The organism is Serratia sp. GW822-FHT06E05, assembly GCF_058799445.1.
The window spans coordinates 286,430-305,254 of sequence record NZ_JBXALM010000003.1 but is presented as its reverse complement, the minus strand read 5'-3'; the positions used below and the strand labels follow the sequence as shown (position 1 = coordinate 305,254).

23 protein-coding genes are annotated in these 18,825 nt (G+C 55.5%); 12 read left to right on the top strand and 11 right to left on the bottom strand.

Features of this window, described 5'->3' with window-relative positions; all coding sequences use genetic code 11:
• Nucleotides 1-6: 6 nt before the first annotated feature.
• The 6 genes from lptA to AC1RKC_RS11350 all read right to left on the bottom strand — a co-directional run bounded on the left by lptA (nt 7) and on the right by AC1RKC_RS11350 (nt 4,070).
• Nucleotides 7-546 carry a lipopolysaccharide ABC transporter substrate-binding protein LptA gene (gene lptA, locus AC1RKC_RS11375; RefSeq protein WP_020831865.1) on the bottom strand — a complete coding sequence of 180 codons (540 nt, stop codon included), beginning with the start codon at nt 544-546 and terminating at the stop codon, nt 7-9.
• Nucleotides 515-1,093, bottom strand: coding sequence for an LPS export ABC transporter periplasmic protein LptC (lptC, locus tag AC1RKC_RS11370; protein ID WP_020831863.1), 579 nt, complete (start codon nt 1,091-1,093; stop codon nt 515-517). The genes lptA and lptC overlap by 32 nt, the downstream gene beginning before the upstream one ends.
• Nucleotides 1,090-1,644: a 3-deoxy-manno-octulosonate-8-phosphatase KdsC gene (gene kdsC / locus AC1RKC_RS11365; RefSeq protein ID WP_020831862.1), complete on the bottom strand. Its 555-nt coding sequence runs from the start codon at nt 1,642-1,644 to the stop codon at nt 1,090-1,092. The genes lptC and kdsC overlap by 4 nt, the downstream gene beginning before the upstream one ends.
• 17 nt (nt 1,645-1,661) lie before the next feature.
• Nucleotides 1,662-2,648: an arabinose-5-phosphate isomerase KdsD gene (kdsD, locus tag AC1RKC_RS11360; RefSeq protein WP_020831861.1), complete on the bottom strand. Its 987-nt coding sequence runs from the start codon at nt 2,646-2,648 to the stop codon at nt 1,662-1,664.
• 130 nt (nt 2,649-2,778) lie between these two features.
• On the bottom strand, nt 2,779-3,765 hold the full coding sequence (locus AC1RKC_RS11355) for a calcium/sodium antiporter (RefSeq protein ID WP_020831860.1): 987 nt from the start codon (nt 3,763-3,765) through the stop codon (nt 2,779-2,781).
• Nucleotides 3,766-3,785: 20 nt separating this feature from the next.
• On the bottom strand, nt 3,786-4,070 hold the full coding sequence (locus AC1RKC_RS11350; protein ID WP_153263146.1) for a hypothetical protein: 285 nt from the start codon (nt 4,068-4,070) through the stop codon (nt 3,786-3,788).
• Between AC1RKC_RS11350 and mlaF the strand changes: the two genes are divergently transcribed.
• The 7 genes from mlaF to murA all read left to right on the top strand — a co-directional run bounded on the left by mlaF (nt 4,069) and on the right by murA (nt 8,883).
• On the top strand, nt 4,069-4,884 hold the full coding sequence (gene mlaF / locus AC1RKC_RS11345) for a phospholipid ABC transporter ATP-binding protein MlaF (protein ID WP_020831858.1): 816 nt from the start codon (nt 4,069-4,071) through the stop codon (nt 4,882-4,884). The genes AC1RKC_RS11350 and mlaF overlap by 2 nt on opposite strands.
• Nucleotides 4,885-4,888: 4 nt before the next feature.
• Nucleotides 4,889-5,671 carry a lipid asymmetry maintenance ABC transporter permease subunit MlaE gene (gene mlaE / locus AC1RKC_RS11340; protein ID WP_020831857.1) on the top strand — a complete coding sequence of 261 codons (783 nt, stop codon included), beginning with the start codon at nt 4,889-4,891 and terminating at the stop codon, nt 5,669-5,671.
• A 4-nt stretch (nt 5,672-5,675) separates the two neighbouring features.
• Nucleotides 5,676-6,227: an outer membrane lipid asymmetry maintenance protein MlaD gene (gene mlaD, locus AC1RKC_RS11335; RefSeq protein ID WP_041415008.1), complete on the top strand. Its 552-nt coding sequence runs from the start codon at nt 5,676-5,678 to the stop codon at nt 6,225-6,227.
• A 14-nt stretch (nt 6,228-6,241) separates the two neighbouring features.
• A complete protein-coding gene (gene mlaC, locus AC1RKC_RS11330; protein WP_044553666.1) occupies nt 6,242-6,871 on the top strand; it encodes a phospholipid-binding protein MlaC in 630 nt (209 codons plus the stop codon).
• On the top strand, nt 6,871-7,173 hold the full coding sequence (gene mlaB, locus AC1RKC_RS11325) for a lipid asymmetry maintenance protein MlaB (protein ID WP_493092476.1): 303 nt from the start codon (nt 6,871-6,873) through the stop codon (nt 7,171-7,173). Before mlaC ends, mlaB begins: the two co-directional genes overlap by 1 nt.
• Nucleotides 7,174-7,313: 140 nt before the next feature.
• Nucleotides 7,314-7,568, top strand: a complete 255-nt coding sequence (gene ibaG / locus AC1RKC_RS11320) for a BolA family iron metabolism protein IbaG (RefSeq protein ID WP_020831850.1) — start codon at nt 7,314-7,316, stop codon at nt 7,566-7,568.
• A gap of 55 nt (nt 7,569-7,623) precedes the next feature.
• Nucleotides 7,624-8,883, top strand: a complete 1,260-nt coding sequence (murA, locus tag AC1RKC_RS11315; RefSeq protein WP_020831849.1) for a UDP-N-acetylglucosamine 1-carboxyvinyltransferase — start codon at nt 7,624-7,626, stop codon at nt 8,881-8,883.
• Nucleotides 8,884-9,605: 722 nt separating this feature from the next.
• Here murA and degS read toward each other — a convergent pair.
• The 3 genes from degS to zapG all read right to left on the bottom strand — a co-directional run bounded on the left by degS (nt 9,606) and on the right by zapG (nt 12,728).
• On the bottom strand, nt 9,606-10,664 hold the full coding sequence (degS, locus tag AC1RKC_RS11310; protein WP_020831847.1) for an outer membrane-stress sensor serine endopeptidase DegS: 1,059 nt from the start codon (nt 10,662-10,664) through the stop codon (nt 9,606-9,608).
• A 96-nt stretch (nt 10,665-10,760) separates the two neighbouring features.
• Nucleotides 10,761-12,131, bottom strand: a complete 1,371-nt coding sequence (gene degQ, locus AC1RKC_RS11305; protein ID WP_493092475.1) for a serine endoprotease DegQ — start codon at nt 12,129-12,131, stop codon at nt 10,761-10,763.
• Nucleotides 12,132-12,326: 195 nt separating this feature from the next.
• Nucleotides 12,327-12,728: a Z-ring associated protein ZapG gene (zapG, locus tag AC1RKC_RS11300; protein ID WP_020831844.1), complete on the bottom strand. Its 402-nt coding sequence runs from the start codon at nt 12,726-12,728 to the stop codon at nt 12,327-12,329.
• A 231-nt stretch (nt 12,729-12,959) separates the two neighbouring features.
• On the opposite strand from zapG, the gene zapE reads away from it, so the two are divergent.
• The 5 genes from zapE to sspB all read left to right on the top strand — a co-directional run bounded on the left by zapE (nt 12,960) and on the right by sspB (nt 16,681).
• On the top strand, nt 12,960-14,087 hold the full coding sequence (zapE, locus tag AC1RKC_RS11295) for a cell division protein ZapE (RefSeq protein ID WP_493092474.1): 1,128 nt from the start codon (nt 12,960-12,962) through the stop codon (nt 14,085-14,087).
• A gap of 275 nt (nt 14,088-14,362) precedes the next feature.
• Nucleotides 14,363-14,791 carry a 50S ribosomal protein L13 gene (gene rplM / locus AC1RKC_RS11290; protein ID WP_020831840.1) on the top strand — a complete coding sequence of 143 codons (429 nt, stop codon included), beginning with the start codon at nt 14,363-14,365 and terminating at the stop codon, nt 14,789-14,791.
• Between the two features lie 15 nt (nt 14,792-14,806).
• Nucleotides 14,807-15,199, top strand: a complete 393-nt coding sequence (gene rpsI / locus AC1RKC_RS11285) for a 30S ribosomal protein S9 (protein ID WP_020831838.1) — start codon at nt 14,807-14,809, stop codon at nt 15,197-15,199.
• A gap of 337 nt (nt 15,200-15,536) precedes the next feature.
• The gene (gene sspA / locus AC1RKC_RS11280) at nt 15,537-16,178 is read left to right on the top strand and encodes a stringent starvation protein SspA (RefSeq protein ID WP_012147043.1); all 642 of its coding nucleotides are present in this window, start codon (nt 15,537-15,539) and stop codon (nt 16,176-16,178) included.
• Nucleotides 16,179-16,183: 5 nt separating this feature from the next.
• The gene (sspB, locus tag AC1RKC_RS11275) at nt 16,184-16,681 is read left to right on the top strand and encodes a ClpXP protease specificity-enhancing factor (protein ID WP_046372555.1); all 498 of its coding nucleotides are present in this window, start codon (nt 16,184-16,186) and stop codon (nt 16,679-16,681) included.
• Between the two features lie 66 nt (nt 16,682-16,747).
• Here sspB and AC1RKC_RS11270 read toward each other — a convergent pair whose 3' ends face one another.
• Complete coding sequence (locus AC1RKC_RS11270) at nt 16,748-17,227, bottom strand: hypothetical protein (protein ID WP_020831834.1); 480 nt, start codon at nt 17,225-17,227, stop codon at nt 16,748-16,750.
• Between the two features lie 171 nt (nt 17,228-17,398).
• The gene (locus AC1RKC_RS11265) at nt 17,399-18,817 is read right to left on the bottom strand and encodes a glutamate synthase small subunit (protein WP_493092473.1); all 1,419 of its coding nucleotides are present in this window, start codon (nt 18,815-18,817) and stop codon (nt 17,399-17,401) included.
• Between the last annotated feature and the right edge of the window lie 8 nt (nt 18,818-18,825).

The window sequence follows — 18,825 nt, the reverse complement described above, 5'->3', positions numbered from 1 at the left end:
AAGTGATTAGTTACTCTTGTTTTGCCCGTTTTTGTCTTGCAACTGCGACGGTACCAGAACCGTAGTCACGCGCTTGCCTTTATCGCTAAACGCCTGCATTTGCTGCTGTTGCACCAGGTAGGTGATGCGATCGCCCTTGACGTTGCTGTCGAGCTGTTCCAGGTAGGCGTTCCCGGTCAGGGTCACCAACTGAGACGCCACATCGTAACGCACCTTCTGAGCGTGGCCTTTCACCGGCTTGCCGCTGTCTTGCATCTGATAGAAGGTTACCGGGTTGCCGAAAGCTTCAATATAGGTTTTGTTCTGATCGCCGCCCGGGCGGGTGACCACGACTTTGTCCGCTTTGATATCGATGGTGCCTTGCTTGATCACCACGTTATCGGTAAAGGTGCTGACGTTGCTCTGCATGTCCAGAGACTGTTTCAGCGAGTCGATGCTCACCGGCTGATTGGAGTCGGACTTCAGCGCCCATGCGGGGGCGCTGGCGGCCAAAATCAAGCTGCCGATTAACAGATTACGGCTTGGTTTGTTGGTTTTGAATTTCATAGTTGGTCTTAACCTTATCAATCAGCTCAGCGGTTTTGGCCCGCAGGTTCCCACGCATTTTCATGCCGTTAGAGGTGAAGTTCGTCCCGTAAAGTGTCACTTCGTCATCCGAAGACACATCCTGGGTCACCAGGTTCACCTGAGCATTGTCTGTTTTAATTTTTTCCAGCTGCGACGTGGTGGTCAGGCTGTTCACCTCGACGTGGCCGTAAAGATACAGCATCCGGTCTTTAGTCAGTTTGGCGCGGTCGGCGCGAACTGACCAGGTGGCCACCGCGTTTTCATCAAACAGCGTCATCACCGGCTGGGTGAACCAGCTTAATTCATCGGCGGTGTAGTATTTTACGTCTTCGGCCACCAGCTTGTAACTCAGCTTGCCGGTCGGATTGTACACTATGGTGACCGTGTGCTGGCTCTGATAAGTCGGGTCCTGGCTGTTCACCGGCCCCGGCGTAGTATCATCACTGAAATCCGTCATGTTCCAGCCAATCAGCGCCAAGGCGATCACCGCCAGCAACAGGGTGATCCAAAGTTTGGTTTTACTCATATCGATAGCCCTTTGGCGTCTTCCAGCTTGTTTTGAGCCAAAAGAATAATGTCGCACAGCTCGCGTACCGCACCGCGGCCGCCGGCAATGCGGGTAACATAGTGGGCTCGTGGCAACAGAAGCGGGTGCGCATCTGCCACCGCGACCGCCAGGCCAACCTGCGCCATCACCGGCCAGTCGATCAGATCATCGCCGATATAGGCGACCTGATCTGCCGTCAGCGACAGTGTATCCAACAGTTCGCGGAAGGCCAAAAGCTTATCGGATTGCCCCTGATAAAGGTGGGTGATACCGAGTGTTTTAGCCCGGTCTTCCAACAGTTTGGCGGAGCGACCAGTGATGATAGCTACTTCGATATCCGAAGTTTTCAGGCAACGGATGCCGTAGCCGTCACGCACGTTGAACGCTTTTAATTCTTCGCCATTGTTGCCCATGAAAATCAGGCCGTCTGACAGTACGCCATCAACATCACAAATCAGCAGGCGGATTTTGCCGGCACGCGCCATGACGTCTTGCTCTACAGGCCCGTAGCAGGTTTCAACCAGACTCATTGAGTTCTCTTCCATAGTTAAACGACGCCGGCGCGCAGCATGTCATGCATATGTACCACACCCAGCAATTGGTCGCCATCGGCAACCAGCAGCGCGGTGATATGACGTTGCTGCATCAGATTCAGCGCGTCCACCGCCAGCAGGTTCGGGCGAACTCGTACACCGCCGAGCGTCATGACATCGACGATCCGCGCTTCGTTGAGATTGATGCCCATATCGAAAATCCGGCGCAGGTCACCGTCGGTGAAGATACCGGCGATTTTCATCAAATCATCGCAGATAACCGTCATACCAAGGTTCTTTCGGGTGATCTCCAGCAGCGCATCGCGCAGCGATGCATCGGCGCTGACGTGAGGAATTTCATCGCCGCTGTGCATGATGTCGCAGACGCGCAGCAACAGGCGGCGACCCAGTGCGCCCCCGGGGTGCGATAAAGCAAAATCTTCCGGTGTGAAACCGCGCGCCTTTAACAGTGCGACGGCCAACGCATCCCCCATCACCAGCGTAGCGGTGGTGCTGGTGGTCGGCGCCAGGCCGAGTGGGCAGGCCTCCTGTGGCACCTTGATGCACAGATGAATATCCGCCGCTTTGCCCATCGAACTTTCCGGGTTGTTGGTCATGCAGATCAGCGGGATTTGCTGACGCTTCAGCACCGGGATCAGCGCCTGTATTTCGTTGGACTCACCTGAGTTGGAAATGGCGAGCACGATATCCTGAGTTGTCACCATGCCGAGGTCGCCATGGCTGGCCTCTGCAGGATGAACAAAGAACGAAGGCGTTCCGGTACTGGCGAAGGTGGCGGCAATTTTGCAGCCGATGTGCCCGGATTTACCCATACCCATCACCACCACTTTGCCACTGCACTCGGCAATCAACTCGCAGGCACGGGTAAAGTCTGCATTAATGTATTGATCGAGTTGGGCCAGCCCGTCACGCTCAATCTGCAGCACTTCTTTGCCTGCCTGCTGAAAATCAAAGCCTGGTTGCAACTGAATGTTCGACATACTCATTCCCGTCGGTTATACCCTTCATCCTTCAGGATACTGGGCGTTGGCTGCTTTCGTTTGGTCTGGTCACTTAGCGGACTAAGCTCGCAGGGATGCATTCTTTTGCCGCTGTCCTGCCTCCCGAAGGCTATTGGGTATAGCTAAATGAATCGAAAGGGTTAAAAAACAGCACCGCAAGATACGCAATAAAACCACATAATAACAGAGCGCCGGCAAGATGGCCGATGCGATGTTTCCGCCCGATGCACAGGGCGCTGAGCACAATGCTGACCGCCAGCATCACCCAGTAATCGCGATGGAAGGCAGCGCCATCGACGGTACCCGGGGACAGCAGGGCGGGCACGCCCAGTACTATCACCGTGTTGAAAATGTTGGAGCCGATGATATTGCCAATCGCCATATCATCTTCGCCCTTGAGTGCCCCGGCGATGGATGTAGCCAACTCTGGCAAGCTGGTGCCGATGGCGATGACGGTCAGGCCGACCACCAACTCACTCATACCGAAATAGTGCGCGATGACCGTGGCGTTATCGACCACCATTTTGGAAGACAGCGGCAGAATGATAAACGCCAGCACCAGCCACAGTATCGCCACGGTGTTGCTGCTGTCCTGCGGCAGTTCGGCGATTTGCTCCACGGTCAGGCTGTCGCTGCCTTCGCGCTGCGCCAACCGGGCAATTTTCAACATCAACAGAATAAATACCGCGGCGGCGGCCAACAGCAGCACGCCATCCAGACGGCTCAGCGTGCCGTCCATCAGCACGAAACCGCACAATACTGTGACCGCCAACATCAGCGGCAGTTCGCGCCGCAACACTTCGGATCGCGCCGCCAGCGGGTGTATCAGCGCGGCAACGCCGAGGATCAGTAAAATATTCGTGATGTTGGAACCTAATACGTTCCCCACGGCCATATCGATTTGCCCGTTCAGTGCCGCAGTGGTCGACACGAACAGCTCCGGCAGTGAAGTGCCTATGCCGACGATGGTCATACCGATAATCAGCGGTGGCACACCGAGTGAACGCGAAATTACCGCAGCACCGTAAACTAAGCGGTCTGCCCCATATACCAGTAAAAATAAACCAACGATTAATAAAGCTATCGCGAGAAACATGCAGGGTCCTTTGTTGGGTATCATCCCGGTTCGTTGGTTAAAAGCCGTAATTCGGCTATCTTGCTTTGCCCTCCGTTGCGCAGGTTAAAGCCGCAGCAACGGGTTTTCCCGGCTAATATATGAACACTTTCGTTTTTTTTCGTTATGGCGCCAATTTTGACCGGGTGACGCGTAAAAGTAAAACCTATGGCACCATTGGTAGCGAAATGGCGGTAAGTTTTTGTAAAGATGAGACGCATTGCGCCCGTTGCTTTAACATCGTGGGTAGATTTGGCAAAAATGACCCGTGAAGGATCAATTAACATGCACCAGAAGGCAGAGAATCTGGTCGAAGTTCGCGACATGACGTTCACGCGCGGCGATCGACTGATATTCGAAGATATCAACCTGACGGTTCCCCGTGGCAAGGTCACGGCGATCATGGGGCCGTCCGGCATTGGCAAAACGACGCTGCTGCGTTTGATTGGCGGTCAGCTGGCACCGGACAGCGGTGAAATCTGGTTTGATGGCGATAACATTCCCGCGTTGTCTCGCCATCAACTGTATGAAGCGCGCAAGAAAATGAGCATGCTGTTTCAGTCTGGTGCGCTGTTCACCGATCTGACGGTGTTCGAAAACGTGGCGTACCCGCTGCGCGAACATAGCCGTTTGCCGGAGCCCATTCTGCGCAGCACGGTGATGATGAAGCTGGAAGCGGTTGGACTGCGTGGCGCAGCCGATCTGATGCCCAATGAATTGTCCGGCGGTATGGCGCGCCGTGCCGCTCTGGCGCGAGCGATTGCGCTCGATCCGGAGATGATCATGTTCGACGAACCTTTCGTCGGCCAGGATCCCATCACCATGGGCGTGCTGGTGAAGCTGATCGATGAGCTGAATCACGCACTGGGCATTACCTGTATCGTGGTTTCGCACGACGTGCCGGAAGTGCTGAGCATCGCCGACTACGCTTACATTGTGGCCGATCATCGGGTGATAGCCGAAGGCACGGCGCAACAATTACAGAACAATCCTGATGCACGCGTGCGCCAGTTCCTGGATGGTATTGCCGATGGGCCGGTACCCTTCCGTTATCCGGCCGGTGATTATCAGGCCGAGCTGTTAGGTTTAGGGAGTAAATAAGCTGATGTTATTACAGGCGTTAGCGTCGTTAGGACGCCGTGGCATCAACACCAGCGCCAGCTTTGGGCGTGCCGGGTTGATGCTGTTCAACGCGCTGGTCGGGCGGCCTGAGCCGCGCAGGCAGTGGCCACTGTTGCTCAAGCAATTACACAGCGTGGGCGTGCAGTCGCTGCTGATCATCGTGGTTTCCGGGTTGTTTATCGGTATGGTGCTGGGGCTGCAGGGTTATCTGGTACTGACCACTTACAGCGCAGAAGCCAGCCTGGGCATGATGGTGGCGTTATCGCTGCTGCGTGAGCTGGGCCCGGTGGTCACCGCGTTGCTGTTTGCCGGGCGTGCCGGCTCGGCATTGACGGCCGAAATTGGCCTGATGAAGGCAACGGAACAAATCTCCAGCCTGGAAATGATGGCCGTCGATCCGCTGCGGCGTATCGTTGCGCCGCGCTTCTGGGCCGGTTTGATCAGCATGCCATTGCTGACGATGATTTTTGTCGCTATCGGCATCTGGGGCGGCTCGGTAGTGGGCGTAGACTGGAAGGGTATTGACAGTGGCTTCTTCTGGTCGGCCATGCAGGGCGCCGTTGAGTGGAAAAAAGACTTGCTCAACTGCCTGATCAAGAGCGTGGTATTTGCCATCACCGTGACCTGGATTGCCATCTTCAACGGGTATGATGCCGTACCCACCTCTGAAGGGATAAGCCGGGCAACGACCCGTACCGTGGTACATTCGTCACTGGCGGTGTTGGGATTGGATTTCGTGCTGACAGCACTGATGTTTGGGAATTGATTCGATGCAAACGAAGAAGAGTGAAATCTGGGTTGGGGCATTTATGCTGATTGCGCTGTGCGCCATCGTGTTTTTGTGCCTGCAAGTGGCGAACATTAAGTCGATCGGTAACGAGCCAACATACCGCATCTACGCGACCTTCGATAACATCGGTGGTTTGAAAGCGCGTTCTCCGGTGAAAATCGGCGGTGTGATGATTGGCCGAGTGGCTGATATTACGCTCGATCCTAAAACCTATACGCCGCGCGTAGCCCTGGATATCCAGGATAAATACGACCAGATCCCGGACACCAGCTCACTGGCGATCCGTACCTCCGGCCTGTTGGGGGAGCAATATCTGGCGCTGAACGTCGGTTTTGAAGATCCGGATATGGGCACGGCCATCTTGAAAGATGGCGGCACGATTCAGGACACCAAATCAGCCATGGTTCTGGAAGATCTGATCGGCCAGTTCCTGTATAAGAGCGGCGGTCAGGATGATGCTGCCAAAACGGGAGACGCGGCTGCTCAGCCGGCTGCCGGTGCAGCTCCACAAGCCGCTGCCCCTATTCATTAAGAGAGGAAACCTGCATGTTTAAACGTTTACTTATGGTTGCCCTGCTGGTGGTCGCACCGCTGGCGAATGCGGTCGATCAGACCAATCCTTACAGCCTGATGCAAGACGCGGCTGAGAAGACCTTCACCCGTCTGAAAACCGAACAGCCGAAGATCAAGCAGGACCCTAACTACCTGCGTTCCGTGGTGCATCAGGAGCTGATGCCGTTTGTGCAGGTCAAATACGCCGGTGCGCTGGTGCTGGGCCGTTTTTACAAAGAAGCGACGCCGGCGCAGCGTGAAGCCTACTTCACCGCATTCCAAGCCTACCTGGAACAGGCTTACGGCCAGGCGCTGGCGATGTACCACGGCCAAACTTATCAGATTGAGCCAGAGAAGCCGCTGGGCGACGCCAGCATTGTGGCGATCCGCGTGACCATCATCGACAATGGCGGTCGTCCGCCGGTGCGTCTGGACTTCCAGTGGCGCAAAAACACCAAAACCGGCCACTGGCAGGCTTATGACATGATCGCCGAAGGCGTCAGCATGATCACCACCAAGCAGAACGAGTGGGCTTCTACGCTGCGTACCCAGGGGATCGACGGCCTGACCAAGCAACTGCAGGCGGCGGCGGCTCAGCCGATTACTCTGGATCAGAAAAACTGATGTCAGCTGCACTCAGCTTTGAATCGCAGCAACAGACCCTGATCCTGCGCGGTGCGTTGGATCGGGAAACCCTGTTGCCGCTGTGGGAACAGCGGGAAACGTTGCTGGCGGATAAAACCGCTATCGACGTTGTGCAACTGCAGCGGGTGGACTCGTCCGGGTTGGCACTGCTGGTGCATCTGCGCGAACAGCAACGCCAACATGGCGTGGAATTAAAAATTTCTGGCGCCGGCGATCGCTTGAAAACGCTGATCGCACTGTACAATCTGCAAGCAATAATGCCTGTCGATACCGCTGGTTAGCCCGATTTTCGACTGGATGAAGACGTTTTCTCCCCAGAAAGCCCCTGTTGTACAGGGGCTTTTTCTTTAGTTTAAGAAAACGTCGTATTCCACTAAGATATCAGGCTGATTATGATCCTTTTGATACAGAACTGGATACTATGGAAAATAGCGAGATTAAAGATGTGCTGATGCGCGCATTGGCACTGGAAGAAGCACATGTTACCGGCGACGGCAGCCATTTTCAGGTGATCGTGGTCGGTGAGCTGTTTGCCGCCATGAGCCGCGTTAAGAAACAACAGGCGGTCTATGCGCCGTTGATGGAATACATTGCGGACAACCGTATTCACGCCTTGTCGATTAAGGCGTACACCCCTGAAGAGTGGCAGCGAGATCGCAAACTCAACGGATTTTAAGGCTGTTTGCCCAGCGGGGCGGGCAGCGTCAGTTTAGATAACAGAGAGTAGTCAAATGGATAAATTTCGTGTGCAGGGCCGGACCCGCCTCAGCGGTGAAGTGGCTATTTCCGGGGCTAAAAACGCCGCCCTGCCGATCCTGTTCGCCGCATTGTTAGCGGAAGAGCCGGTCGAGTTGCAGAATGTCCCGAAGCTGAAGGACATCGACACCACCATTAAGCTACTCAGCCAATTAGGCACCAAGATTGAACGCAACGGTTCCGTATTTGTTGACGCCAGCGGCGTGAACGAATTCTGTGCGCCCTACGATCTGGTGAAAACCATGCGCGCCTCTATCTGGGCGTTGGGGCCGTTGGTTGCCCGTTTCGGCCGTGGTCAGGTTTCTCTGCCGGGCGGCTGCGCCATCGGTGCGCGTCCGGTCGATCTGCATATTACCGGTCTGGAACAGCTCGGTGCAGAGATCAAACTGGAAGAAGGCTATGTTAAAGCTTCCGTCGATGGCCGCCTGAAGGGCGCACACATCGTTATGGACAAGGTCAGCGTTGGCGCTACCGTGACCATCATGAGTGCTGCCACCCTGGCGACCGGTACCACCGTGATTGAGAATGCGGCCCGCGAACCGGAAATTGTCGATACCGCTAACTTCCTCAACACGCTCGGCGCAAAAATCACCGGTGCCGGCAGTGACCGCATTACTATCGAGGGCGTTGAACGTCTGGGCGGCGGTGTTTATCGCGTTCTGCCGGACCGCATCGAGACCGGTACCTTCCTGATCGCTGCAGCCGTTTCCGGTGGCAAGGTGATGTGCCGAGATACCCGTCCTGATACGCTGGACGCCGTGTTGGCCAAGCTGCGCGAAGCCGGTGCGGATATCGAAGTGGGCGAAGACTGGATCAGTCTGGATATGCATGGCAAACGCCCTAAAGCGGTGACCGTGCGTACTGCGCCACACCCGGGGTTCCCGACCGATATGCAGGCTCAGTTCAGCCTGCTGAACCTGGTTGCGGAAGGCACCGGTGTGATCACCGAAACCATCTTTGAAAACCGCTTCATGCATGTGCCTGAGCTGATCCGCATGGGTGCACACGCTGAGATCGAGAGCAACACCGTGATTTGCCACGGCGTTGAGCAACTGTCAGGGGCTCAGGTGATGGCGACCGATCTGCGTGCTTCAGCCAGCCTGGTATTGGCCGGTTGCATCGCCGATGGCGTGACCGTCGTCGATCGTATCTATCACATCGACCGTGGTTATGAGCGTATCGAAGACAAGCTGCGCGCGCTGGGTGCTAATATCGAGCGTGTGAAAGGCGAGTAATTTGTCTGACGGGCATTTTTTATTCGGTCCCTGAAGGCTCAGTGCAGGCAGAATTGCCGTCAATATCCCGCATTTCTCTGCCACCGCAATGAACGGCAATTGGAGGGGCCGTAGGCGCGGCCCCTCCACCCGCGCTCTCGCTTAACACCCTCTGTCCGCTGCGCGGATACCCTCGCTGCACCCGCGTTGTCGGGCGGGTCGGCTACGACAAACCTCCCTGTTAGTCTCGCCTCAACCGGCCTTCCCTGGCCGGTTGCCCCTGACAACGCCGCCTTGCTCGGCAGAGGGTGATGCGCGCCAAGGTCAACACCCGCATCAGCAGCCACCGGGCAACTTATCCCCTGAGTTTGACGTTGAGTGATGAAAGACGGTGAAAATGGTGAAATGAGCACGTTGTTGGGTGCCCTTGAAGACGTCGAACGCAGGAGCGGCGCATAGGCGAAACCGCCATGGACGGCGGTTTCAGGCGAGACAGGCAGGGACGCCTGTCGTAGCCGGCAGTGATGCGGCGTGATGAAGTGAGAGTCGTTGGCGCAGCCAACCGTCTGATAGGGCAAAGGCGCGGGTTGCAAGGGGCCGCGCCTACGGACCCTTGCTCGGTCGGAGCTTCAGAACCTCATGGAGCTTTGCCCGTTTATCGACCGAAAAGAACATTGAACTGGCCTAAAAAACACCTTAAGTGAACGGCATTAGTATTGAGGGCTCGGCATTGCCGGGTCTTTTTAATTGTTATCTTCCGGGAATTCGCCCACCGTCATCTTCAGCGTGATGCGTTTGCCTTCGCGCAGGACCACCACCGGAATTTCTGTACCCGGTCGGATTTCTGCTACCTGGTCCATGGTTTCCAGCACCGATACCGCAGGCTTGTTGTCCACGTTGATGATCACGTCGTTAATATGGAACCCGGCGTTGCCTGCCGGCCCGCCCTGAGTAATTTCAGTCACGATAATGCCCTGCAGGCGATCGATGCCGGAATTGGACGAGCGCAACGGAATAATCTCTTTGCCCTGAATGCCGAAATAACCCCGAATGACGCGGCCGTCGCGGATCAGTTTGTCCATAATCTTGGTGGCCAGCTCGATAGGAATGGCGAAACCCAGGCCTTCCGGCGTTTCACCGTCGGTGATTTTGTCGTAGGTCAGGGTATTGATACCGATTAATTCGCCCAGGGAGTTGACCAACGCGCCGCCGGAGTTGCCGCGGTTAATCGAGGCATCGGTCTGCAGGAAGGTCTGACGCCCGGTGGTGCTCATACTGATACGGCCGGTGGCGCTGAGGATCCCCTGAGTCACGGTCTGGCCGAGGTTATAAGGGTTGCCAATCGCCAGCACGACGTCACCTACGTGCGCGGTGCGCGCGTTATTAATTGGGATCACCGGCAGGTTGCCCTGATCTATTTTCAGCACTGCCAGATCGGTCAGGCTGTCGGAGCCGACCAACAGCGCCTCATAGCGGCGGCCGTCCTGGACGACCACGGTAATTTGTTGCGCATCCTTGATCACGTGTCGATTGGTCAGGATATAGCCGCGTTCATTCATGATCACGCCAGAACCCAGCGACAGCACGTTGGCGGTGCCGTTCATGTTGCGGTTGTAGATATTGACTACGGCAGGCGCGGCACGACGCACCGCCTTATTGTAACTGACGGGCGTTTCATCACGGGTATTGTCATGTTTGTCTGCGAACAAGGCATTGGAAGAACGTAGCACAGGCAACGCAACCAGCAGTAGGCCAGCAACGATTAGACCAATAACGACAGAGCGCAAAAGCTTAGCAAACATGGAGTTTTAGTACGTGAGGTGAAAGATACCGGGAGGATAACATGAGAATACCGAGCGCAGTATGTCACCGCGCCCGGTTTTTAAACAAATATACGATCAGCGCAACAGCAGATAAATGGTTTCGCCGCCGCGCACGATATTCAGCGCCATGACCGGTGGTTTGGCTTCCAGCACTTTGCGCAGTGCAGTGATGTTCTCAATACGCTGGCGGTTGACGCCGATGATCACATCGTCTTTCTGCAGCCCGATTTGTGCCGCCGCAGAGCCTTTGTCCACTTTATCGATCTTCACGCCTTTTTCACCGCTTGGGATTGCCCCGTTGCTGAGTGAAACCCCCTGCAGAGCTGGGGAAAGCGTTTCGGCATTGGTTGAGGCGCTTTCGCTGTTATCCAGCGTAACGGAAACTTCCTGCGGTTTACCGTCGCGCAGCAGGCCAACCTTGATGGTTTTGCCCGGTGCGGTCGTACCGACCTTGGCGCGCAGCTCGGCGAAACTGCTGACAGGCTTGCCGTCCACCGAAATCAGGATATCGCCGGCCTTGATGCCCGCCTTGGCAGCGGCGGATTTCGGCAGCACTTCGCTGACGAACGCGCCGCGTTGCGCGTCGGTATTAAAGGCCTTGGCCATATCGGCGGTCATTTCACTGCCTTTAATGCCCAGTAGCCCGCGTTTCACTTCGCCAAACTCGATCAACTGCTGGCTGAGGTTCTGCGCCATGTTGCTCGGAATGGCAAAACCGATCCCCACGTTGCCGCCGCTTGGCGCCAAAATGGCGGTGTTGATGCCGATCAGCTCACCGTTAAGGTTAACCAGCGCGCCACCGGAGTTGCCGCGGTTGATGGATGCATCGGTCTGGATAAAGTTTTCCAACCCTTCCAGGTTCAGGCCGCTACGGCCCAACGCGGAAATAATACCGGAAGTGGCGGTCTGGCCAAGGCCAAACGGGTTGCCGACGGCCACGGCGAAATCACCGACCCGCAGTTTATCGGAGTCCGCCATTTTTATAGCGGTCAGATTTTTCACGTCGTTGAGCTGCAGCAGGGCGATATCGGACTGTTCGTCACGGCCTACCAGCTTGGCATCCACTTCACGGCCATCGTTCAACTGTACGCTGATTTTATCGGCGTTGTTGATCACGTGGTTGTTGGTCAGCACATAGCCCTTGGCGGCGTCGATGATGACGCCGGAACCCAAGCCTTCAAACGGGCGTGAGCTTTGCTGTTGCCCAGGGCCACCAGGGCCAAAGAAGCGTCTGAACTCCTCCGGAACTTGCTGGCGCTGTACCTGGGTTCCTTCAACATGCACGCTGACCACTGCGGGCAAGACCTTCTCCAGCATCGGCGCCAGGCTTGGCAGCGGTTGCCCTTGAACGGCGACGGGCATCGCGGCGGTGGCAGCCGGTACGGAGGTCAGTGTGAGGCCAATACTCATTGCCAATGCACTAAGAATTAACGACTTTTTCTTCATTGATAATAGCTCTCTCAATACCTGCCGGTGGAATAGTGATGATAAAGCAGCAGCAATACCATAGTGAAGGGTAAGACCGTGAATTTGCGTGAAAAGTTCACTCAAACGTCTGCGTTAAGGATAGCTCAGCGTGGGGGAAGAAGTATGAGGAGGATCAAAAACCCGTGGGACTGGCCCACGGGCGAAGAACGGCGTTTAGTCGCGACGTGGGCGTTCGCCACGCAGCAGGCCTGATGCGCCTTCGGAGTAGTCGCGCGGCATTTCTACCGGCGCCTGATCGTTATCCGCTTCGGCTTCGGTCAGGCGATAGCGGAACGGATTTTCCTGCATCGGCAGATCCGGCAGCAGGTTGTTTGAGCTTTTCGCCATATGCTGATACAGCTGGCGATAATCGCGTGCCATGTTGTCCAGCAGCTCGGCGCTGCGGGCAAAATGACCGACCAACTCCTGACGATACTCTTCCAGCTCGGTTTTGCTCTTATCCAACTCGTTCTGCAAAACTTGTTGTTGACGTAATTTACGGTTACCAAAACGCATCGCTACCGCACCAATGACGATACCGACCACCAAACCAATCAGCGCATACTCCCAGGTCATGATGACTCCTATTTTGACTTCGTTGTTCCGCAGGGATTTTTCACTTAATAATATCCACTATAACCGTTAACCTTGTCCGAGTGGAATCCTGATGAGCTTTGACCTGATTTTTACAGGGTTTTCAGCGCCGCTCAGAGTGGGCATTTGTGGCGATATGAGTGCTAACCAGCCGTAATATGTCGCGAAAATGGGCTAAATAATTTCTAAGCGTTCTTAGGGAACATCGAACAGATGCAGGCACAATCACCGTTATCACGCTACCAGCGGCTGCTTGCTGCGGGGGAATACCAGGCCGATGAGGTTCAACGCCAGGCCGTCACTCAACTGGATCATATCTATCAGACCTTGCAGCAAATACCGGCCGTCAGTGCACCTGCCGGCGGTCTGCGCGGCAAGCTGAGCCGTTTGCTGGGCAAAAGCAGCGAAACGGCAAAACAGCGGCCGGTGCAGGGCTTATATATGTGGGGCGGGGTCGGGCGTGGCAAAACCTGGCTGATGGATATGTTTTTCCACAGCCTGCCGGGTGACCGCAAGCTACGGCTGCATTTCCACCGCTTCATGCTGCGGGTGCACGAAGAGCTGACCGAATTGCAGGGGCAGGAAAATCCGCTGGAAATCATCGCTGATGGTTTCAAGGCGCAAACCGACGTGCTGTGTTTCGACGAGTTCTTTGTTTCCGATATCACCGACGCCATGCTGCTGGCGACGCTGTTGCAAGCGCTGTTTGCCCGTGGCATCACGCTGGTCGCCACCTCCAATATTCCGCCGGACGATCTGTATCGCAACGGTCTGCAGCGCGCGCGCTTCCTGCCGGCGATCGACCTGATTAACGAGTATTGCGATGTGATGAACGTTGACGCCGGCATTGATTATCGTCTGCGCACCCTGACTCAGGCGCACCTGTATCTGACGCCGCTGGATGAACAAACCCGGCAGACCATGGATCAGATGTTCGTGAAACTGGCCGGCAAGAAAGGCGAGGCGGCACCGGTATTGCAGATCAATCACCGGCCGCTGCAGGTTATCCACGCGGTAGACGGCGTGCTGGCCGTTGATTTTCATACCTTGTGCGAGGAAGCACGCAGCCAGCTCGATTACATCGCCTTATCGCGCCTCTACCACAGCGTTATCCTGTATAATGTGCGCGTGATGGGGCCGTTGAAGGAAAATACCGCACGCCGCTTCCTGGCGTTGGTGGATGAATTTTACGAGCGTCACGTCAAGTTGGTGATCGCTGCCGAAGCCTCGATGTTCGAGATTTACCAGGGCGAGCGGCTGAAGTTTGAGTACCAGCGCTGCCTGTCGCGGCTGCAGGAGATGCAAAGCGAGGAGTATCTCAAGTTGCCGCATCTGCCTTGATTGCCCGGGGGCGCCACCGCCGGTGTCCCCGATTTTCTGCTGCTGGTGATTAATTGCGTTTCCATTCAAAAAGCGTTCGATCTTTGTGAGCGACTTCTCTATAATCTTGCGACCCCACGTTACAACAAAGTTTTTTTTCCCAAAAACTTTATAGTGCCGGCAATGGCTATTCGAAGGGGTAGGTTTGCTGGACTTGTATGGTCGTGTGAGCCTCAACTGTTTTCGAGCGTTTGGGTGTTCACCAACGTGTAACTAATTATTGGGTAAGCTTTCTAATGAAAACTTTTACAGCTAAACCAGAGAGCGTTCAACGCGACTGGTACGTTGTTGATGCAGATGGTAAAACTTTAGGCCGTCTCGCTACTGAACTGGCTCGTCGTCTGCGCGGCAAGCATAAAGCGGAATACACCCCGCACGTTGATACCGGTGACTACATCATCGTTCTGAACGCAGAAAAAGTTGCTGTAACCGGCAACAAGCGTACAGACAAGGTGTATTACCACCACACCGGCCACATCGGTGGTATCAAGCAAGCGACCTTTGAAGAGATGATTGCCCGCCGTCCTGAGCGCGTGATTGAAATCGCGGTTAAAGGCATGCTGCCAAAGGGTCCGTTGGGTCGTGCAATGTTCCGTAAACTGAAAGTTTACGCGGGCAACGAGCACACTCATGCGGCACAGCAACCGCAAGTTCTTGACATCTAATCGGGATTATAGGCAATGGCTGAAAATCAATACTACGGCACTGGTCGCCGCAAAAGCTCCGCCGCTCGCGTTTTCATCAAGCCGGGCAGTGGTAACATCGTAATTAACCAGCGCAGCCTGGAACAGTACTTCGGTCGCGAAACTGCCCGCATGGTAGTTCGTCAACCGCTGGAACTGACTGACATGGTTGGTAAATTTGACCTGTACATCACCGTTAAAGGTGGTGGTATCTCTGGTCAAGCTGGTGCTATCCGTCACGGTATCACCCGTGCACTGATGGAGTACGACGAGACTCTGCGTGCAGAATTGCGTAAAGCTGGCTTCGTCACTCGTGACGCCCGTCAGGTTGAACGTAAGAAAGTCGGTCTGCGTAAAGCACGTCGCCGTCCGCAGTTCTCCAAGCGTTAATTTTTTACTGCTTCGGCAGTGGAATTTACGCAAAAAACCCGGTGCTTCACCGGGTTTTTTTATGCCTGAAAATCACGTCGCTGCTACTAAAATCTTTGGTATATCAGACAATTCAATACGAATTCGCCGCACAGCCCCCACAAAACAAGCAAAATCTGGTAAACTATCATCCACTTTTGCGCCTGTTCGCCATGCAGCAGTTATCAGTTTACCTCCGAGGCCGGTTTTTAAGACCTAAGGTTTAGCTGCGAGTTGCTGGCCTGCGGTCAAGATCATTCAGGATAGCAGCCTGTCAGTGGGCTATTCGCAGTATTTTCTAGATAACTTGGAGGTTTTCATGGCTGTCGCTGCCAACAAACGTTCGGTAATGACGCTGTTCTCTGGCCCGACCGACATTTTTAGCCATCAAGTACGTATCGTACTGGCGGAGAAAGGTGTCAGCGTCGAGATTGAGCAGGTTGAGTTGGATAACCTGCCGCAGGATCTGATTGACCTCAACCCGTACCAGACGGTGCCTACGCTGGTCGATCGCGAACTGACCCTGTATGAATCCCGTATCATCATGGAATACCTTGATGAGCGCTTCCCGCACCCGCCGTTGATGCCGGTTTATCCGGTCGCGCGTGGCGAGAGCCGCCTGATGATGCTGCGTATCGAGAAAAACTGGTATTCGCTGATGTACAAAATCGAGCAGAGCAACGGTCAGGAAGCTGAATCAGCTCGCCGTCAACTGCGCGAAGAGCTGCTGGCGATTGCCCCTATCTTTGGTCAGACGCCGTATTTCATGAGCGAAGAGTTCAGCCTGGTGGATTGCTACCTGGCGCCGCTGCTGTGGCGTTTGCCGCAGTTAGGCATTGAGCTGAGCGGTGCTGGCTCCAAAGAGCTGAAAGGCTACATGACCCGCGTGTTCGAACGCGATGCCTTCCTGGCCTCCTTGACCGAAGCCGAGCGCGAAATGCGCCTGCAGACTCGGGGCTAAGCGTTATGGATATGTCTCAGATGACACCACGCCGTCCGTATTTGCTACGGGCGTTCTATGACTGGTTGCTGGACAATCAGCTAACACCGCATCTGGTGGTAGATGTGACGCGTCCTGATGTGCAAGTGCCGATGGAATTCGCCCGCGATGGACAGATTGTTCTGAACATTGCGCCGCGTGCGGTGGGCAATCTGGAACTGGGCAACGACGAAGTGCATTTCAACGCACGTTTCGGCGGTGTGCCGCGTCAGGTTTCTGTGCCAATGGCAGCCGTGCTGGCGATCTATGCGCGTGAGAACGGTGCAGGCACCATGTTCGAACCGGAAGCCGCTTATGAAGCGGAAGGCGCGTTTGAAGGCCTGGACAATGAGACGATCCCATCGGAAAGCCTGATGTCGGTGATTGATGGCGATCGGCCGGATCTGAGTGAAGATAACGATTCGGACGATGAACCGCCTCCGCCGCCACGTGGTGGCCGCCCGGCACTGCGCGTGGTGAAATAACCTCGCGGTAGTGAACACCAAAGGTCGCTTCGGCGACCTTTTTTATTGCCTGCGATCCAGCTTGGCTTAGCTTTTCAATGAGGCGATACAGGCGTCACGCGGTGCACTGAGATCGCCGATACGGACGGTGGTGAGTGCATGGGTGGCGCGCTGCTTGAACGTGGTGATAGCGGTATCACCTTGCACTTCCGGCGGCGCGGTACAGATATCGTTGATCGGTAAGTTATTGCCTTTGTCGAGGGCATGCAGCACCGCCGCGGGGTTATAGACCAACGCGGAAGACAGGGCTGACTTCACGCCGGCGGTAAATGAGGCGTTACCGCCATTGGCCAGTTTAGGGGCCAGCGCGATCCAGTTATCGTCGCCCAGTTTGATGTTTTTTTCTACCGCGGCAAGCTGGCCTGCTTTAGCCAGTTGTGCGACCACCGACGCCGCACCGCGTGCCTCAATGTTATAACCCACTTCCTGAGAGTCGAGCGACATGGCCAGTGAATTGAAGCTGACAACCAGCAGTGCGCCAGTCAGTAAGGCAAAGGAGAATTTCATGGTTAGCTATCCTTATCAAGATATCAGACGCAGCAGCGCCCCTGAGTGATGCTAACTCAATACTATAGCGCGTTGGGCAAAAGGGGGTGTTACAAAGCGTGTGGGCTGCGGTGAAAAAACAAAGGCCCGGCAGTTTTGGCTGCGGGCCCTTGGGGGGAAGTCAGCGAAAAATTACACTTCCAGATAGCTCATGATGCCATCGGCGGCTTTACGCCCTTCGGCAATCGCCGTCACCACCAGGTCAGAACCGCGTACCGCATCGCCACCGGCGAAGATTTTCGGGTTGCTGGTCTGGAAGGCGTTATCGGTGCTTTCCGGTGCTACGATACGACCTTGCTTGTCGAGCTCGACGTCGTGGGCAGCCAGCCAGTCCATCTGGTGCGGACGGAAACCAAACGCCATGACCACGGCATCGGCATCGATAACGTGCTCGGAGCCTGGCACCTGTTCTGCAACCTGACGACCATTGGCGTCTGGCGCGCCCAACTGGGTACGAACCATTTTCACACCGGCGACGCGGCCGGCGCTGTTCAGTTCGATGCTCAGCGGCTGCAGGTTGAATTTGAAATCAACCCCTTCCTCACGCGCGTTTTTCACTTCGCGCTTGGAGCCTGGCATGTTGGCTTCATCACGACGGTAGGCGCAGATAACCTCGGTGGCGCCCTGACGGATAGAGGTGCGTACGCAGTCCATCGCGGTATCACCGCCGCCCAGTACCACCACGCGTTTGCCTTCCATGCTGACATACGGTTCATGCTGCTCGGCTTGATAACCCATCAGCTGTTTGGTGTTGGCGATCAGGAACGGCAATGCGTCGTAGACGCCCGGCGTGTCTTCATTCTCCAGACCACCACGCATCGACTGATAAGTACCGACGCCGAGGAACACCGCGTCAAACTCACTCAGCAGCGTTTCCATGGCGATGTCTTTGCCCACTTCAGTGTTGAGTTGGAATTCAATGCCCATCTCGCTGAAGATGCCACGACGCTTCACCATCACTTCTTTTTCCAGCTTGAAGGCCGGAATACCGAAGGTCAGCAGGCCACCGATCTCGGGATGACGATCGTAAACTACCGCTTTCACGCCGTTGCGGGTCAGCACATCGGCACAGGCCAGACCGGCAGGACCGGCACCGATCACCGCCACCCGTTTGCCGGTAGGCAGCACATGGGACATGTCCGGCTTCCAGCCCATTTCGATCGCTTTGTCGCTGATATAGCGCTCGATGTTACCGATGGTCACCGCACCGAACTCATCGTTGAGAGTACAAGAGCCTTCACACAGGCGATCCTGTGGGCAAACGCGGCCGCAGACTTCCGGCAGGCTGTTGGTCTGGTGCGCCAGATCCGCCGCCTCCATGATGCGGCCTTCATTCGCCAGCTTCAGCCAGTTCGGGATGTAGTTGTGAACCGGGCATTTCCATTCGCAATAAGGGTTACCGCAAGACAGGCAGCGGTCCGCCTGCGCTTTCGCCTGAGTTTCCGAAAACGGCTCGTAAATCTCTACAAACTCAATTTTACGGATCTTCAGCGGTTTCTTTGGCGGATCAACGCGCTGCAGGTCGATAAATTGATAAACATTCTGACTCATTTCATGAC

Coding starts and splice junctions, on each gene's coding strand:
- kdsD (WP_020831861.1), bottom strand. CDS start 2,648: ATGTCGAACATTCAGTTGCAACCAGGCTTTGATTTTCAGCAGGCAGGC.
- AC1RKC_RS11265 (WP_493092473.1), bottom strand. CDS start 18,817: ATGAGTCAGAATGTTTATCAATTTATCGACCTGCAGCGCGTTGATCCG.
- degQ (WP_493092475.1), bottom strand. CDS start 12,131: ATGAAGAAAAAGTCGTTAATTCTTAGTGCATTGGCAATGAGTATTGGC.
- mlaE (WP_020831857.1), top strand. CDS start 4,889: ATGTTATTACAGGCGTTAGCGTCGTTAGGACGCCGTGGCATCAACACC.
- AC1RKC_RS11350 (WP_153263146.1), bottom strand. CDS start 4,070: ATGTTAATTGATCCTTCACGGGTCATTTTTGCCAAATCTACCCACGAT.
- mlaB (WP_493092476.1), top strand. CDS start 6,871: ATGTCAGCTGCACTCAGCTTTGAATCGCAGCAACAGACCCTGATCCTG.
- rpsI (WP_020831838.1), top strand. CDS start 14,807: ATGGCTGAAAATCAATACTACGGCACTGGTCGCCGCAAAAGCTCCGCC.
- lptA (WP_020831865.1), bottom strand. CDS start 546: ATGAAATTCAAAACCAACAAACCAAGCCGTAATCTGTTAATCGGCAGC.
- sspA (WP_012147043.1), top strand. CDS start 15,537: ATGGCTGTCGCTGCCAACAAACGTTCGGTAATGACGCTGTTCTCTGGC.
- lptC (WP_020831863.1), bottom strand. CDS start 1,093: ATGAGTAAAACCAAACTTTGGATCACCCTGTTGCTGGCGGTGATCGCC.
- AC1RKC_RS11270 (WP_020831834.1), bottom strand. CDS start 17,227: ATGAAATTCTCCTTTGCCTTACTGACTGGCGCACTGCTGGTTGTCAGC.
- mlaD (WP_041415008.1), top strand. CDS start 5,676: ATGCAAACGAAGAAGAGTGAAATCTGGGTTGGGGCATTTATGCTGATT.
- rplM (WP_020831840.1), top strand. CDS start 14,363: ATGAAAACTTTTACAGCTAAACCAGAGAGCGTTCAACGCGACTGGTAC.
- sspB (WP_046372555.1), top strand. CDS start 16,184: ATGGATATGTCTCAGATGACACCACGCCGTCCGTATTTGCTACGGGCG.
- AC1RKC_RS11355 (WP_020831860.1), bottom strand. CDS start 3,765: ATGTTTCTCGCGATAGCTTTATTAATCGTTGGTTTATTTTTACTGGTA.
- zapE (WP_493092474.1), top strand. CDS start 12,960: ATGCAGGCACAATCACCGTTATCACGCTACCAGCGGCTGCTTGCTGCG.
- murA (WP_020831849.1), top strand. CDS start 7,624: ATGGATAAATTTCGTGTGCAGGGCCGGACCCGCCTCAGCGGTGAAGTG.
- zapG (WP_020831844.1), bottom strand. CDS start 12,728: ATGACCTGGGAGTATGCGCTGATTGGTTTGGTGGTCGGTATCGTCATT.
- ibaG (WP_020831850.1), top strand. CDS start 7,314: ATGGAAAATAGCGAGATTAAAGATGTGCTGATGCGCGCATTGGCACTG.
- mlaF (WP_020831858.1), top strand. CDS start 4,069: ATGCACCAGAAGGCAGAGAATCTGGTCGAAGTTCGCGACATGACGTTC.
- degS (WP_020831847.1), bottom strand. CDS start 10,664: ATGTTTGCTAAGCTTTTGCGCTCTGTCGTTATTGGTCTAATCGTTGCT.
- mlaC (WP_044553666.1), top strand. CDS start 6,242: ATGTTTAAACGTTTACTTATGGTTGCCCTGCTGGTGGTCGCACCGCTG.
- kdsC (WP_020831862.1), bottom strand. CDS start 1,644: ATGAGTCTGGTTGAAACCTGCTACGGGCCTGTAGAGCAAGACGTCATG.